At 70.2% G+C, this 13,822-nt stretch carries 14 protein-coding genes; 4 read left to right on the top strand and 10 right to left on the bottom strand.

Annotated elements, in window-relative coordinates; translation table 11 throughout:
* Window positions 1-148: 148 nt before the first annotated feature.
* From ABGB12_RS03905 to ABGB12_RS03885, 5 genes are read right to left on the bottom strand one after another with little or no spacing between them, the layout of a single operon-like run.
* A complete protein-coding gene (locus ABGB12_RS03905; protein WP_347674643.1) occupies window positions 149-1,477 on the bottom strand; it encodes an FHA domain-containing protein in 1,329 nt (442 codons plus the stop codon).
* Window positions 1,465-2,139 (bottom strand): 4Fe-4S single cluster domain-containing protein, encoded by a 675-nt coding sequence (locus ABGB12_RS03900; protein WP_347674641.1) that lies wholly within the window; start codon window positions 2,137-2,139, stop codon window positions 1,465-1,467. Before ABGB12_RS03900 ends, ABGB12_RS03905 begins: the two co-directional genes overlap by 13 nt.
* On the bottom strand, window positions 2,136-3,989 hold the full coding sequence (locus ABGB12_RS03895) for an AAA family ATPase (RefSeq protein WP_347674639.1): 1,854 nt from the start codon (window positions 3,987-3,989) through the stop codon (window positions 2,136-2,138). Before ABGB12_RS03895 ends, ABGB12_RS03900 begins: the two co-directional genes overlap by 4 nt.
* Complete coding sequence (locus ABGB12_RS03890; RefSeq protein WP_347674637.1) at window positions 3,979-5,067, bottom strand: response regulator receiver protein; 1,089 nt, start codon at window positions 5,065-5,067, stop codon at window positions 3,979-3,981. Before ABGB12_RS03890 ends, ABGB12_RS03895 begins: the two co-directional genes overlap by 11 nt.
* A gap of 38 nt (window positions 5,068-5,105) precedes the next feature.
* Window positions 5,106-6,689 (bottom strand): serine/threonine-protein kinase, encoded by a 1,584-nt coding sequence (locus ABGB12_RS03885; protein ID WP_347674636.1) that lies wholly within the window; start codon window positions 6,687-6,689, stop codon window positions 5,106-5,108.
* 133 nt (window positions 6,690-6,822) lie between these two features.
* Between ABGB12_RS03885 and ABGB12_RS03880 the strand changes: the two genes are divergently transcribed.
* Both ABGB12_RS03880 and ABGB12_RS03875 read left to right on the top strand, forming a co-directional pair.
* Entirely contained in the window at window positions 6,823-8,406 is a 1,584-nt protein-coding gene (locus tag ABGB12_RS03880) for a protein kinase (protein WP_347674635.1), read from the top strand.
* A gap of 309 nt (window positions 8,407-8,715) precedes the next feature.
* Complete coding sequence (locus ABGB12_RS03875; RefSeq protein WP_347674634.1) at window positions 8,716-9,909, top strand: glycosyltransferase; 1,194 nt, start codon at window positions 8,716-8,718, stop codon at window positions 9,907-9,909.
* 127 nt (window positions 9,910-10,036) lie between these two features.
* On the opposite strand, the gene ABGB12_RS03870 is transcribed toward ABGB12_RS03875, so the two are convergent.
* The 3 genes from ABGB12_RS03870 to ABGB12_RS03860 all read right to left on the bottom strand — a co-directional run bounded on the left by ABGB12_RS03870 (window position 10,037) and on the right by ABGB12_RS03860 (window position 12,017).
* On the bottom strand, window positions 10,037-11,140 hold the full coding sequence (locus tag ABGB12_RS03870; RefSeq protein WP_347674632.1) for a HigA family addiction module antitoxin: 1,104 nt from the start codon (window positions 11,138-11,140) through the stop codon (window positions 10,037-10,039).
* Window positions 11,141-11,165: 25 nt separating this feature from the next.
* A complete protein-coding gene (locus tag ABGB12_RS03865; protein ID WP_347674630.1) occupies window positions 11,166-11,495 on the bottom strand; it encodes a hypothetical protein in 330 nt (109 codons plus the stop codon).
* A 141-nt stretch (window positions 11,496-11,636) separates the two neighbouring features.
* On the bottom strand, window positions 11,637-12,017 hold the full coding sequence (locus ABGB12_RS03860; RefSeq protein ID WP_347674628.1) for a DUF4352 domain-containing protein: 381 nt from the start codon (window positions 12,015-12,017) through the stop codon (window positions 11,637-11,639).
* A 184-nt stretch (window positions 12,018-12,201) separates the two neighbouring features.
* On the opposite strand from ABGB12_RS03860, the gene ABGB12_RS03855 reads away from it, so the two are divergent.
* The gene (locus ABGB12_RS03855; protein ID WP_347675036.1) at window positions 12,202-12,312 is read left to right on the top strand and encodes a type I restriction enzyme endonuclease domain-containing protein; all 111 of its coding nucleotides are present in this window, start codon (window positions 12,202-12,204) and stop codon (window positions 12,310-12,312) included.
* 78 nt (window positions 12,313-12,390) lie between these two features.
* Here ABGB12_RS03855 and ABGB12_RS03850 read toward each other — a convergent pair whose 3' ends face one another.
* Together ABGB12_RS03850 and ABGB12_RS03845 are read right to left on the bottom strand one after the other, a co-directional pair.
* Window positions 12,391-12,588, bottom strand: a complete 198-nt coding sequence (locus tag ABGB12_RS03850; RefSeq protein WP_347674626.1) for a DUF397 domain-containing protein — start codon at window positions 12,586-12,588, stop codon at window positions 12,391-12,393.
* Window positions 12,585-13,430, bottom strand: a complete 846-nt coding sequence (locus tag ABGB12_RS03845; protein ID WP_347674624.1) for a helix-turn-helix transcriptional regulator — start codon at window positions 13,428-13,430, stop codon at window positions 12,585-12,587. The genes ABGB12_RS03850 and ABGB12_RS03845 overlap by 4 nt, the downstream gene beginning before the upstream one ends.
* Window positions 13,431-13,586: 156 nt before the next feature.
* On the opposite strand from ABGB12_RS03845, the gene ABGB12_RS03840 reads away from it, so the two are divergent.
* The gene (locus ABGB12_RS03840) at window positions 13,587-13,784 is read left to right on the top strand and encodes a hypothetical protein (protein WP_347674623.1); all 198 of its coding nucleotides are present in this window, start codon (window positions 13,587-13,589) and stop codon (window positions 13,782-13,784) included.
* The last annotated feature ends 38 nt before the right edge of the window (window positions 13,785-13,822 follow it).

Genomic DNA, 13,822 nt, shown 5'->3' with positions numbered 1-13,822 from the left:
CGAGATCGTATAGACAGGCTGTGACAGTTCGGACCCGCCTGAAGGTAAGATCCATAACTTTCCGGTCCGGAGTCAGGCGATCACGGTGGAGCGAGGAACGCCTGACCCCGATTCGTCGGTCCGGGGGCCGACCCCCGGACCGACGGGGTCAGCCCAGGTGGACGGTGCCGGTCACGTCGGCGGCCAGCCGGAGCGAGTCGCCGTCCTGGAGGAAGGCCTCGACGCCGGGGGAGAGCCGCTCGCCGTTGACGAACGTGCCGTTGGTGGAGCGCTCGTCGCGGACCTTGGCCACGCCCGCCGGGTCCAGCCAGACCGTCGCGTGCTTGCGGGACACGTTGTCGTACTGGGTGAACGTGGAGGCGGCCGGAGACTGGCCGGCGTCACGGCCGAGGATCAGCTGCTGGCCCGGCATGACCTTCAGCTCCCCGGTGGGGAAGCTCAGCCGCAGGGCCGGACCCATGCCGCCGGGCCGCAGCGGCTTCAGGCAGACGTTGCACTGCGCCGCCGCGGGGTTGGCCAGCACGCTCTCGCAGTGCGGGCACATCGCGGCGGTGCTGTCCTGGTGCGGGTGACCGTGCTGCCGCTGGTCCGGCTGCATCAGTGTGCCGTCACGGGCCGGCGGCGGGTCGAACTGGCCGGGACGGCGGCCGTACGGGTCCTGGGCGGGGGGTTGCCCGTAGCCCTGCTGGGGCTGGCCGTACGGGTCCTGTGCCGGGGGTTGCCCGTAGCCCTGCTGGGGCTGGCCGTACGGGTCCTGTGCCGGGGGTTGCCCGTAGCCCTGCTGGGGCTGCCCGTACGGGTCCTGTGCCGGGGGTTGCCCATAGCCCTGCTGGGGCTGCCCGTACGGGTCCTGGGCGGGGGGCTGGCCGTAGCCCTGCTGCGGGCCCTGGCCCTGCTGGGGCTGGGCGTAGGGGTCCTGTGCCGGAGGCTGGCCGTAGCCGCCCTGCGGGGCCTGCTGGCCGAGGGGCTGACCGTACGGGTCCGGCGGCTGCGGCTGGCCGTACGGGTCCTGTGCCGCGGGTTGCCCGTAGCCGCCCTGCGGGGCCTGCTGGCCGAGCTGGTTGGGCTGGCCGTAGGGGTCCTGGGCGGGGGGCTGCCCGTAGCCCTGCTGGGGCTGCCCGTAGGGGTCCTGTGCCGGAGGCTGCCCGTAGCCCGGCTGAGTCCCCTGCTGGGGCTGGCCGTAGCCCTGCTGGGGCTGGCCGTACGGGTCCTGGGCGGGGGGCTGCCCGTAGCCCTGCTGGGGCTGCCCGTACGGGTCCTGAGCGGGCGGCTGGCCGTACTGGGCGGGCTGCCCGTAGGGGTCCTGTGCCGGAGGCTGCCCGTAGCCTCCCGCCGGACCCGGCTGCGACGCGTAGGGCTGCTCCGCCGGAGCGGGGCGCCGACGGCGCCCGCGGGTCAGGTTGTTCCCGCAGGTCATGCAGATCAGGTCGCCAGGATTGTGCGGGGTCTGACAGACCTCGCAGGTCAGAGTCTCCATGAGGCCTCCCCGGCTCGTACTCCCGCCCCGTCCAGCACCGCGCTCAGACGATCCATGTCGCCTCGGCGCGGGATGCCGATGTAGTACACCCGCCGTCCTTCCGCACCGTCTTCGACGCACACCTGCATGCGCCGCCCGTCCATCTCGTCCGACCCGTACCGCCGGCGCCCGAGAGGGGACAGCGGTATGAGTTGCTGGTTCGCCGATCCCCGGAGCGGGGATCCGTCGTTGAGCCGTTCCACGTACGGACCGGTCACCACAGCGTCGCACAGTTTAAGGATGTCCCGCGACTCCGGATTCCGCGAGAGCCTCGAGATTACATATCCGGAATAGACCAGGATGTCCAATGTACGTGATCCTCGCCACTCCCACAGCCCCTCCAGCAGCTCTCGCAGCGCCCCGACCTGCTGGAACGGCTCTCCGCCGGAGATCGTGACCCCGTCGACCTCAGGGAGGCCCGCCACCCACTCCAGCACCGAGGAGACCGGGACCCGGAGGCTCTCGTCGGTCTCCCAGGTGTCCCGGGACAGGCAGCCGGGGCAGGCCAGGGTGCAGCCCTGGAACCAGATCCCGGCCCGAACTCCCGGGCCCAGCGCGGTCACCGGATGGTGGAGCTTGGCCAGCCTGACCGAGCCGCCGCCCTCGCCGCCGCGGGCGCTCACGACTCCTCGGCGGGGGGATCGGGGTCGGCGGAGTCGAGCTCCAGCTCGACGATGCTGCCCTCGCGCCTGATCCCCCGCACGGTGATCCGCGTGCCGGACGGCAGGTCGAGCTCGAACAGGGCGCGGGCCAGCGGGTTGACGAAGTGCGACTCCAGGGCCATGCCGATGCCCCGGCCTCCCTTGTCCAGCTCGCCCGTGCACCACTCGCGCAGGGTGCCCATCACCTCGGACTTCACCGCCAGGCTGAGCCGGTGCTCCTCGGTGACCCGGCGGCAGATGTTCGCCAGCTGCAGGTCGAAGATCTTCGACGCGGCCTCGGCGCCGATGAAGTTGAAGACGATCACGTTGTCGCCGAGCCGGTTGAGCAGCTCCGGACGGTTGAGCGTCGAGGTGAAGTGCTCGGAGATCGCGCCCTTGATCCGGTGCTCGATCTCGGCGTAGCCCAGGCCCGGCACGACCTTGGCCGAGCCCAGGTTCGAGGTGAAGATCAGGATCGACTCGGAGAAGTGCACGGTGTGGCCCCGGCCGTCGGTCAGCCGGCCGTCCTCCAGGATCTGCAGGAACTTGTCGAGGATCCGGGGGTGGGCCTTCTCGATCTCGTCGAAGAGGATCACCCGGAACGGGTCCTCGCGCACCGCGTTGGTCAGCTCGCCGCCGGCCTCGTGGCCGATGTAGCCGGGCGGGGAGCCGATCAGCCGGTCGCCCGCGCCCTCGGCGGAGAACTCCGACATGTCGAAGCGCAGGTAGGCCGAGTCGTCGCCGAACACCAGCTCGGTGATCGACTTGGCCAGTTCGGTCTTGCCGGTGCCGGTCGGGCCGGCGAAGAACAGCACGCCGCGCGGCCGGGAGCCGGACTTGGTGGCCTGTGCTCCGGACAGCCCGAGAACCGCCCGCTTGAGGATGTCCAGGGTCTTGGTGACGGCCTGGGGCTGTCCCAGGACCCGTTCGGGCACCCGGCGCTCCCCTTCCAGCACCCGGCGGCGCAGGTGGCCGCGCGACCACGGGTTGTCCAGGACGCCCAGTTTGTAGGTGCGGACGGCGTCGGGCAGGTCGGCCAGGTCGACGTTGCGCTCCTTGGCCAGACGGGTGACCTCGATCATCGACTGGAGGGTCAGCCCGTCGGCCTGCTCGGCGAAGGCGTCGCAGGCCTCGGCGGCCGCCTGGTCGGCCTCCGGGTCGGCGGCGAAGGCGCGGGCCAGCAGCCGGGCCGTCACCTGCCGGTCGCCCAGGTGCGGGCGGGGGAGCGTCAGTTCGCGGATGGAGTCGTTCTCGGCCACCAGCCAGGACGGGAGGTCGCCGGGACGCTCCACCAGCCACAGGATCGGGTTGTAGAAGGGCTTGGGCCGCACCCCCGGCGCCCGGACGGGCCGGGCGGTGCGGGAGAGCTTCTCGCAGAAGCGGAAGAAGTCGCGTTCCGGCGGCTGGAGCTCGGTCGGGGACGCCGCGATCCGGGACGCGCCCTCGATCAGGAAGGCGGCGCGGATCTGCTCCTTGGGCCGGGCCAGCGCCTCCAGATGCTTGGTGAGCCCCTCCAGGGACGGCTTGGCGTCCCACTTGCCGAGCAGCTTCTCGGCGGCGGCCAGGGCGTCGTCGTCCTCGGGGAAGACCCGCAGGCCGTCCACCAGGTCGTAGATGAACATGCAGGACAACCCGCTGGACTGCAGGGCCTCCCACAGCAGTTCGCGCAGCGGCAGCAGCGCGATCTCGCCGCTGTTGGGGAAGAGGAAGCTGTCGTAGAGGTTGCCCGACAGGACGTACTGCGAGTGCACCGACAGGGTCGCGTCGAGTTCGCGGATGAACGGAGGCCAGCCCATCAGGCGGCCGCCGAGTGTGGGCTGGTCAGTGCTCAAGTCGGCGTTCCCTCGGCTTGTTCTTCTTCTGCGTGGTGGTCGTCGTCGATTGTGCACCCAGGGGGAGTTCCTCGGCGCCGGGCTCCAGACGCCACGTGAGCGCCATGTCCAGCCCGTCCTCGCGCAGCCTTTCCTTGGCGGCTTCGAAGGCGTCGCACCATTCGCGTTCGCGTTCGGCGTCGCGGCGGCGGTCGTCCTCGCTCAACGCGGGGCGGGTGCGCATCATCTTGGCGCGCAGAGTGGAGTCGTCCAGCTGCATCCGGACGGCCTGGTCCGGCCACTCGGAGCGGGTGAGCAGCAGGGACCCCTCCACCGGGACGAACGTCGAGAAGCCCGTGTCCACCTGGTAGCCGAGCTCTTCGAAGGTCTTCGTGACGGTCGCCAGTATGTACTGGCGTTCGGCCTCGGCCTGCGCGAGCCTGTCCTGCTCCAGCGCCCAGGCTTTGAGGCGTTCGCGTTCGGCCTTGACGTTCTTACCGGCCTCCTGGACGCGCAGACGCACCTCGCTGAGCATCGCCTCGGCCTCCGCGTCGGTGGTGGCCTGAGCGACGCGTACGGCGGCTTCCTGGACGCGTCGGCGGTCGGCCTCGGAGGTGTCGGGCAGCAACCGCGACAGCACCCGGGAGAGGTCTTCGCTGCGGTTCGCGGGCGTCTTCAGCTGAGCCGTCACGAGCCGTCCGAGCTCCTCGGCGATGGCCCGTTCCGCCTTGTCGAGCGCTTCGTCGACGGCCGCGCACCATGTGACGAGCTCGCCGTAGTCCTCTGCGCCGGTGAAGTTCAATTCCGCTGGAAGCGGCACGGACAGGACGACACCGTGTTCTTGGTGTGTTCGCCGCAGCACATCCCCGAGAGCGCGGATCCTCGCGTTCCGGTCGATGACCTCCCGCAGCGCACGCTCATACCGTTCGACCTCGGCGAGTGCCTCGGCCCGTCCGCCGGCCTTCTTCTCCGCCAGCGCCGCCAGCACCTCGGCGGTCTTGGACCCGGCGTTCGCACCCGCTCCGAGCAGCCGGTTCATCCCCAGGCTGGCGATCACCGCGGCGTCCAGGACGATCTCCGCCTCCACGCCACTGCTCAACTGGTGCCCCTTCCTGATGCGCCCCGATGCACACGGAGTCAGCCTTCTATGACTTCCCGGCGGCGCTCGGAGTTCGCCTCACGCCACCGATGGCTTCGCATACCCCCGCCGAGCGCGTGCCCGACGGTCGCCGCCACGACCAGCAGCAGCCACAGCAGCCAGGCCAGAGAACTGAGAACGGACACCAGCATCAACAGGATCAGCAGGGGGATGGTCGCCGCCAGCAGCGCCATCCCGCACCCGCGCGCACCCGTTCGCCGCGCCGTGTTCGACATCGCCTGCGAAGTCTTGGACAACCCGCCGCTGACGAGCCTGCCGCCCTTGGCCAGCGCCGCCCACGGCCCGCCCGCCAGGTAGTCGGAGCCCTGCTGCTGGGCGAGCGCGAGTTCGACGGCCGCCGAGACGAGCCAGGCGCCCGCGCCCACGAGCAGCATCAGCCCGAGCGGCACCGCCGCGGCCCGCTGCACCCCGCCGACGCTCGCCGTCTCACCGGGCTGCGCCTGCCCGGCCATCGCCGCGATCGCGAAACTCCCGGCGCTCCACAGGGCGAGGAAGGCCAGCGACCACAGGACGGCCCGCACCCGCGCGGCGCTCCGTCCTTCTTTCCGTTCGTTCTCCCGCCGCTCCCACAGCGCGGCTCTTCCTTCGGCGCGGTAGGCGTCCGCGGCCGCGTCCACGTCGAGCGGCAGCCCGCCCGTCCCCGCCGTCGAGGACGGCCTGGACGGCTGCGGCGGCGCATACGGCCGCACCGGCTCGACGGCCTCGTCCGGGACGGGAGGAGTCCCGCCGTGCAGCCACTCCATGATCTGCGGGTGGCCCCACCGCCGCCGCGGATCCCGCGTGAGCAGCCCCTGGCAGAGCAGCCGCAGATGAGGGTCCTGCACGTCGTCGTTCTCGATGGCCCGCGTCGCCAGATGGTCGACGACGACCGTCTCGCTCAGCCCGTCGAACGGCTTGCGCCCGGTGATCAGCTCCCGCGCGATCATTCCGAGCGACCACCAGTCCCGCGCCGGCGACACCTGCCCCGACAGCGACTCCGGCGCCGCGTACGCCAGCGTCCGCGAGGAGGACGCGAACACCACGCTCTGCTCCAGCACCCGGCTGAGCCCGAAGTCGGTGATGACGAGTTCGCTCCCGCGCACCAGCACGTTCTCGGGTTTGAGGTCCCGGTGCACGATCCCCACGTCGTGCAGCGCCTTCAACCCCTCGGCGAGCTGCGCCACCGCCGTGGTCGGATCGACCCGCCGCCCCCGCGACAGGTCCCGCAGGTTGCCTTCGGGAAGGTATTCGAGGATCTCGTAGTCCCGCCCGTCCGCGTGCCCCGTCTCCAGCACCCGGACCACATGCCGCGACGTCAACCGCGGCAGGACCTCCCACACCTCGCGGTCCGCCGAATACCCGCGCCGGTAGATCTTGACGACGTACCGCTCGTCGCCGCCGGAGTGCTCCCGCACGAGCAGGAGGTCGGACTCGGCCCCCTGGACGGGCAACTCCCCCTCGACCGCGAACCGCGAACCCAGCACCCCCGGCAATCGCACCAGGGAGTCCCCTCCCGTGTGCGCCCCCGGCGCATCCCGGCTGGTGACTCCCGGATCCCGTCGCGTCCACTGCGGGTCGTCCACGCCGCGAGCCTACCGCGCACGAACCCGGACGCACCCGACACACATTCTTGGCGGCACCGTACGGGCCGACGGCGCCCGGCCGCCCCGGCCCGCCGAATCCATTTAGACATTATTGTTCTTTTGGATTGTCCGGGTGTCCGTGGAGGTGTCGGTGCGGGTCTTGGCGGGACGGTACGCGCTGGAGGAGGAACTCGGACGCGGCGGGATGGGCGTGGTCTACCGGGCCACCGACCTGGAACTGGGCCGGGACGTGGCGGTCAAGCTGCTGCCCGAGCAGTTCTCGAAGCAGCCCGGATTCCTGGCCCGGTTCCAGCGGGAGGCGCGGGTGGCGGCCGGGCTGTCGCACCCGCACGTCGCGGTGGTGCACGACATCGGGCAGGACGGGGACGCGCCGTACCTGGTCATGGAGCTGGTGGCCGGACGGACGATGTCCGAGGCCGCCGGCGGCGCGGCGATGGAACCCGAACACGTGGCGTCCGTGGCGGTCGATGTGCTGGACGCGTTGGAGCACTGCCATGCCAGGGGGATCGTGCACCGCGACATCAAGCCGTCCAACATCATGCTCGACGAGGCGGGGGTCCGGCCGCGGGTGAAGGTGATGGACTTCGGCATCGCCCGGCTGCTGTCGGACACCGCCACCCGGCTGACCGCCACCGGCATGCTCATCGGAACCCCGGCGTACCTGTCGCCCGAACAGGCCAACGGCGAGGACGCGCTGCCCGCGTCCGACCTCTACTCCCTGGGGTGCGTCCTGTACGAGCTGCTGACGGGCCGTCCGCCGTTCACCGGGGACTCGCCGACCGTGGTGCTGCTCGGCCACCTCCAGCGGACACCCCAGCCGCCGTCGGCGCTGCGTCCCGGCCTCGCGCCGGAATGGGACCGGATCGTCATGACCGCGCTGGCCAAGGCCCCCGAGGAGCGCTTCGCCTCCGCGACGGCCATGCGCGACGCCCTCCAGGCCCTGCTCGTGCCGACCCGCGCCCCGATGCCCGTCGACACCGGTCCGCCTTCTCCGACGGATCTCCTGCCGCCGATCCCGCTGTACCCGCCCGCGCACGTCCCGCCGGGCGGCGGCCACCGCCTCGCGATGACCGGCCCGGACACGCGGAGCAACACGGCGGAACACCCCTCAGGCGTGCCGGACACGGTCTGGACGTTCTTCGCGGGCATCGGCCTGTTGTTCGCGATGGCGGCCGGAGCCGTGTTCGTCGTGGCCACGGAGGGGCGGGGCTTCGTCCTCCCCCAGGCCTATCTGGCCTACCTGCTGTTGATCGCCGTCGCCGGGGCCATGGTGGTGCCGCCGATCCGGCAACCGGCCGCGGCGCTCCTCGCCGGGACGCTGCCGACCTGGCCGTTCTGGATCATCTGGGAGTCCTTCCGGGCGTCCCCCGACCAGCTGTGGCTCGTGTCGTACTCCTGCGGGCTGGCGATGGCCGTCGCCGGCGGCGCGGTGGCCCTCGGCAGCGGGCTCACCCCTCACCGGCTCCACCCGTTCCGGCTGGTCTGGAGCGTGTTCGGCTCCCTGGCGGCGGTGGCCCTGACCACCCTGCTCCTCGACTTCCATGAGCGCTTGTTCGCGCCCGTCGTGGTGGCCTGCGTCGTGACGGCCCTCGTCATCACCGGGTCGGCGTTCCTCCGCTCCCCGTGGGCGACGGCCGCGACGGCCGTCGGCTGGCTGGCGGCCGTACCGCTGTACGGTCACCTGATGCTGGGGTGACCGCCGCCCGGGACGCTCACGGAGCGACGGGTGGCTCGGCCCGGTAGGCGGGCTCGATGGGCTCCTTACGCCGGGGCCGGACGGCTGCGGTGAGCGCCCGTGTTCAGAAAGGCTCCGTCAGAAGCGCTGCATTCTCGTCGCCACTTTCAAGGTATAGCTGCACCTGGGGCTTGCGGCAAGGCCCCGGTGCTGCTTCAGAATCGGTGGCCGTGAGCCGGATCGGCGCGGAAAAAGCCGGTCGCATGCGTATGCGGGCTCATATTCGCCATGCGGTCATTCGGGCCGCGAACGAAGCCAGGGGGAATCCACATGCGTTTTCTGCTGTCCACCATCGGGACGCGCGGCGACGTCCAGCCGCTGGTGGCGCTGGCGCTGGAGCTGAGGGGGCTCGGCCAGGAAGTCCACCTGTGCGTGCCTCCGGACTTCCGCGACTGGATCGACGGTCTCGCGATCCCCGTCACCCCCGCCGGGCCCGAGCTGCGCCGGTCCGCGGACGCTCCGTCGGCGCCGCCCTCGCCGGAGCAGCTGCGCCGGCTGGCCCGGGACTCGGTCGCCGCCCAGTTCGGGACGATCGAGGAGGCGGCCAGGGGCTGCGACGTCATCGTCGCGGCGACGGCCCTGCAGGTGGCCGCCCGTTCGGTGGCGGAGCTGATGGGGATCCCCTACGTCTTCGCCGCCTACTGCCCGGCGGTCCTGCCGTCGCCGCACCACGCGCCGCCGCCCATGCCGGGACAGCCTCCCGCGACGGTCGGCGACGACGAGTTGTGGGCGCGGGACGCGGCGCGCTTCAACGCCATGTTCGGTGACGCGCTCGGCTCCCACCGCGCGTCACTCGGCCTGGCGCCGGTCGAGGACGTGCGCGGCCACATCCTCACCGACCGGCCCTGGCTGGCCGCCGATCCGGTGCTGGCGCCCTGGCCCGGGGGCGGCGACGTCGTCCAGACAGGCGCCTGGATCCTGCCGGACCGGCGTCCGCTGCCTCCCGAACTGGTGGAGTTCCTCCAGGCCGGCGAACCGCCCTTCTACTTCGGCCTCGGCAGCCGCATGCACGCCCCGCGGGGCCTCGCCGAAGCGATGGTCGAATCGGCCCGCGCGCTCGGACGCCGTGTGATCGTCTCCCGTGGCTGGTCCGGCCTGTCTCTGGCGGGCGACGCCCCCGACTGCCTGTCCATCGGAGACGTCGATCACCGGAAGCTCTTCGGGCGGGTCGCCGCCGTCGTCCACCACGGCGGGGCGGGCACCACGACCGCGGCTGCACAGGCCGGAGCGCCCCAGCTCGTCATCCCGCAGGTCTACGACCAGCACTACTGGGCGCGGCAGGTCGACCGCCTCGGCATCGGCACCGGCCACCCGCCCGTCACGCCGACCGCCGACTCGCTGATCGGGGCCCTCCGGCAGGTCCTCCACCCCGACGTGGCGGCCCGCGCCCGGACCGTCGCCGCCGAGACGCGCACCGACGGCGCCAGGACCGCCGCCCGCCGCCTGATCGCCTCAGACCTGTAGAGCTCAGGAAGACGAGCCGAGGAGCCGCCCGCCGAGTGCATGAGTCGGCTCACGAGACACTCCTGCCCTCAGCCGGCTCTACTCGCAGAATCGTGCATCGCGCGCGGATCGGGTTATTCAGCTCTGGTCAGGCGTCGGCGAAGTCGCTCAGCTCGATGGCCTCCTTGAGTTTTCGGCCATGGTGGAACGGTAGGAGGCCTTCGTGCTGGAGTCTGCCGACGACGATCCCGGGGGCGATGCCGATCTCGTCGGCGAACCGCTGCGCTGAGGCGAGGGTCTTCAGCGAGGGCAGGCGGCGGGCTTCCCGGGGTGGGATCAGAAGGTCGCGGGCGAAGCGGTTCGCTTCTTCTTCCTTGGGGTCGCCGTCGAGTCGGCTGTCTTCGATCCAGATGCCCTGTTTGCCGTGGTGGAGGACATGACAGATCTCGTGGAAGAAGGTGAACCACCACTGGTCGGCGGTACGGTATCGCCCGCTGAGGACGAGCATCGCCTTCTCGGAGTTGAGCCACTTCGTCGCCCCGCACACCCGTGCCCCCTTGACCTCCGGGACGATGACGACGGCGACGCCGTGGTGGGCGCAGATCTCACGCATCGCCGTCAACGATTCTCGGAAGGGCCGTACCGTCAATTCGCGGAACGTCTCCAGCGCATCCTCCAAGCCATCGCGGTCGAATGGCCGGCAGCGGACGTCATGGGCCGCCAGCTCGGAGATCCGGAGCCAGACGGCCACCGAGCCCTCGTCGGCTTCGAATGCCTTGGACTGGCGGAAGGAGACGGTCGGCCGCTGGTAGAGCTCCCGGTAGGTCGAGACGTGAGCGACGCCGAAGAACGCGAGGAGCTGCTGGACCCGGCTCACCGGGTCGTCCGGCCGGTCGGGGAGAACGCCTCGCTTCTGCATCTCCTTGAGGGGAAACTCCTTCAGCCACTCGGTGAGCTCCTGAAGGTCGTCCCTGGCCCTGAGACGCTGCTGGGCGGTCTGGTAGTCGGCCTCCAGCCGGTTCCACAACTTGGCGGGCATACCGGTGACGAGTTCCAACCGCGTGGCCACCTCAGGGCTCAGCGAGACCAGCCCCTGGATGAGCTGGTTGACGTGCTTGGGGCTCAAGCCGAGGCGTGATGCGAGCTGGCGCTGGGACATCCCCAGCTCGTCCAGGAACTCGCGGATGCTCTCTCCCGGAGGGACGGCGAAATCAGGTTCGCTCGCAGGATGAAACTGGACCGCGCCCGCCATGGTTCTCGGCTCCTCCCGGCCTGGTTCAGCCTTCGTGGTAGTCAATGATCTGGATCACAAGGGCTGAGTTCTGCGTGATGACCCCTGCCTCCGCCTTCTCCTTGTCCGTCATCAGCCGGAAGACCAGCCGAAACCCTCCATGGAGCCGCAGCGCGTGGCAGTCCTGGTAGTAAGCCCCTTTGAGGGGGTGGCACTTACCGGGACCGGCCATGATCTCATCGAGATCTTCGGCCTGTCGTAGAAGCCGGAGCCTCTGAAGGACCTTCTTGGCACCCGCGTCCCCGTACTTGGCGCGCAGGCCCCGGTGCGATCCGCAGAGCGCGGCCAGGTGACCGTCGGCAAAGAACACCTCCAAGCTCTCGGCCTCCTACTGTCTATCAGTATTAACCAATCCGGTAAACGCCACACCCCCTCCGGGCGGCACAACCATGCCAGAGCGGCCTTGCCGCCCGAAGGGTTTCTCAAGTCGATCTACCTGCTCTTTAAGGGGCTGGTCTCACTTCAGCAGCCACTCGCCGGACTGATCGGCGAAGCCGCTGTCGAGGGCGAGCTGGAAGCGGGTGACCTTGGCCTTGGCGGGCACCTCGAAGACGAGGAAACCGCGGCCGCTGCGCCCCGGAGCGAGCTTGAGCGAGCTACTGAGGGACGGGCCGGCGGCGACCTCGCGGAAGTCGGCGTTGTACTGCTGGTCGTCGGCGTCGAAGACGAGGGCGCCGTTGCTCGGGGAATCCTGGTAGGTCTCGGTGCCGACGTTCTTGAGGGCGAGCTGGACGGCGAAGAGACGCTTGCCCTTCGCCGCCTGGGAGAACATGTCCTTGCCCTTGGCATCGCGGACGGCCTTCACAAGGGTGACGGCGACCTTCAGCCCACCGTCCATGCCGGTGAGGGTGATCTGGTCACCGACCTTCGCCTGCTGGGTGGTGTCCTTCGCGGGGGCGGCGGCGATAAGACGGCAGGAGAGGCGAAGCTCGCCGCGATCGCCCGGGACCTGGTGAAGGCCGTCCGCCGGAACCTGACCACGGACTGGGCGGCGCGATGATGTCCAGGCCAAGCTCCGCTCCATCATCAAACGGCTCCTGGCCTGCCACGGCTACCCGCCCGAGGAGGAGAAGGACGCCATCGACGACGTGCTCCGCCAACTGGAGACCTTCGCCGACGAGTGGTCCGCCTGATCCGGGCGACAGGCCATCCGAGCAGAGCTGTCGAGGGCGGGCAAGCCACGCTGCCCGCCCTTGGCTGGAGCCCTGTCGTCAGTGCCCGTTCGTGCGGAGCTCGCTGAGCAGCGCACCGAGAGCGGTGTTTCGGAAGGCCAGGACGGGGCCTTCGGGATTTTTGGAGTCGCGGACCAGGACGTGGCCCGGTACCGGGGCGATTTCAACGCATTCGCCGCCGGAACCGTCGCTGTGGCTGCTTCTACGCCAGTGCAGAGTGGAGAGCCGGGGGTTCACAGGTAATCCTCACGGACTTGCTTCAGGAATTGCATGGATTCAGCTCGGGGCAGGGCTTCGCCCAGGATGTCAGCAAATCGGATCGTGCAGTCTGAAACCTTGTCGCGCTCCTCGATCAGTTGACCCATTCCTATGTTCTCGAAGTAGACGAGATCGTCCTCGCGAGCGTAGCCGAGGATGACGAAGCTGCCTTCTGAAGCAAGCGAGGTCGCGTGGGCGAATGGGAGAACCCTGATCTGGACGGTGGGGGATTCCGCATAGCAGATGAGCCGTTCGACCTGTTCGGCCATCACCTCGGGGCCGCCGAGAGGGCGACGCAGTACTGCTTCGTCGACCACGAACATCGCCTTCTTCAGCCTGGACTCGTTGAGGATCTCCTGGCGGCCCATCCGTCCGTCCACTCTCGCCGCGAGTGCCTCCGGATGATGGTGGGGGTTCATCAGCGCCGTGGCGTATTCGCGAGTCTGGAGTAGCCCTGGAACGGCCTGGTTCGCGAAGGAGCTGAACCATTGGGCCTGCTGCTCGAACTTCAGGTAGGTCTCGAAATCCTGCCGGAGGACGCGGCGTTGGCCCGCTCGTTGGATGGCGCGGTGGATGCGGATGAACAGGCCGTCGTTCTCCTGCCAGCCGTCGGTCTTGAAGTAGGTGTCCACGTCGAGGGCGGACTGTTCGGGGACGGGCTTGACGGTCTGCTCCAGCTGGGAGACCCATTGGGGCGTGCAGCCGAGGGCCCTGGCGAGCTGGTTCATGGACAGGCCGGCGCGGGTGCGCTGCCGCCGGAGTTCGATCGCGAAGTGGGCGCGTAGCGCGTCGGGGTCGGACTCGTAGGCGGCATGGGACATCAGTGTCCTCCGGCGCGTGGTTGGCGGGGGAACGGGCGGGTGGCCGTCCGGTTGACGCGAATTCGTAGCCGAGAGTAATCGCCTGGCGGCAGCCTGTCCGGTGGTTCCGGCATTCGGCCGGGCGTGCATCGGCCCAGGTGAGAGGACACGCGGAGCATGAAGAACAGCGCTACGGCGGGCGTCGAGCGGGACTTCCCCGACTGGCAGGTATGGCTGTCGCGGCACGGCGAGTACTGGGGCGCGGTCCGGCGGCGTCCAGTACCCGACCTCATCCCCACGATCATCATGGATTCCGAGGAGGAGCTGCGCGCGGCGCTGGCGGAGGAGACGGCGAATGCGCGTCGGGACGGGTGAACGGGGAGCAGGGCCGGTCGCGGGAGCGCGCGTCCGGC

Source organism: Actinocorallia sp. B10E7 (assembly GCF_039871655.1).
Lineage (GTDB): Bacteria > Actinomycetota > Actinomycetes > Streptosporangiales > Streptosporangiaceae > Actinocorallia.
This window is presented reverse-complemented; position numbering and strand designations above follow the sequence as displayed.

What these genes read in the sequence shown, in the direction of transcription:
- ABGB12_RS03845 (WP_347674624.1), bottom strand. Translation starts at nt 13,430, where the DNA reads ATGTCCCATGCCGCCTACGAGTCCGACCCCGACGCGCTACGCGCCCAC.
- ABGB12_RS03840 (WP_347674623.1), top strand. Translation starts at nt 13,587, where the DNA reads ATGAAGAACAGCGCTACGGCGGGCGTCGAGCGGGACTTCCCCGACTGG.
- ABGB12_RS03860 (WP_347674628.1), bottom strand. Translation starts at nt 12,017, where the DNA reads ATGGACGGTGGGCTGAAGGTCGCCGTCACCCTTGTGAAGGCCGTCCGC.
- ABGB12_RS03875 (WP_347674634.1), top strand. Translation starts at nt 8,716, where the DNA reads ATGCGTTTTCTGCTGTCCACCATCGGGACGCGCGGCGACGTCCAGCCG.
- ABGB12_RS03870 (WP_347674632.1), bottom strand. Translation starts at nt 11,140, where the DNA reads ATGGCGGGCGCGGTCCAGTTTCATCCTGCGAGCGAACCTGATTTCGCC.
- ABGB12_RS03905 (WP_347674643.1), bottom strand. Translation starts at nt 1,477, where the DNA reads ATGGAGACTCTGACCTGCGAGGTCTGTCAGACCCCGCACAATCCTGGC.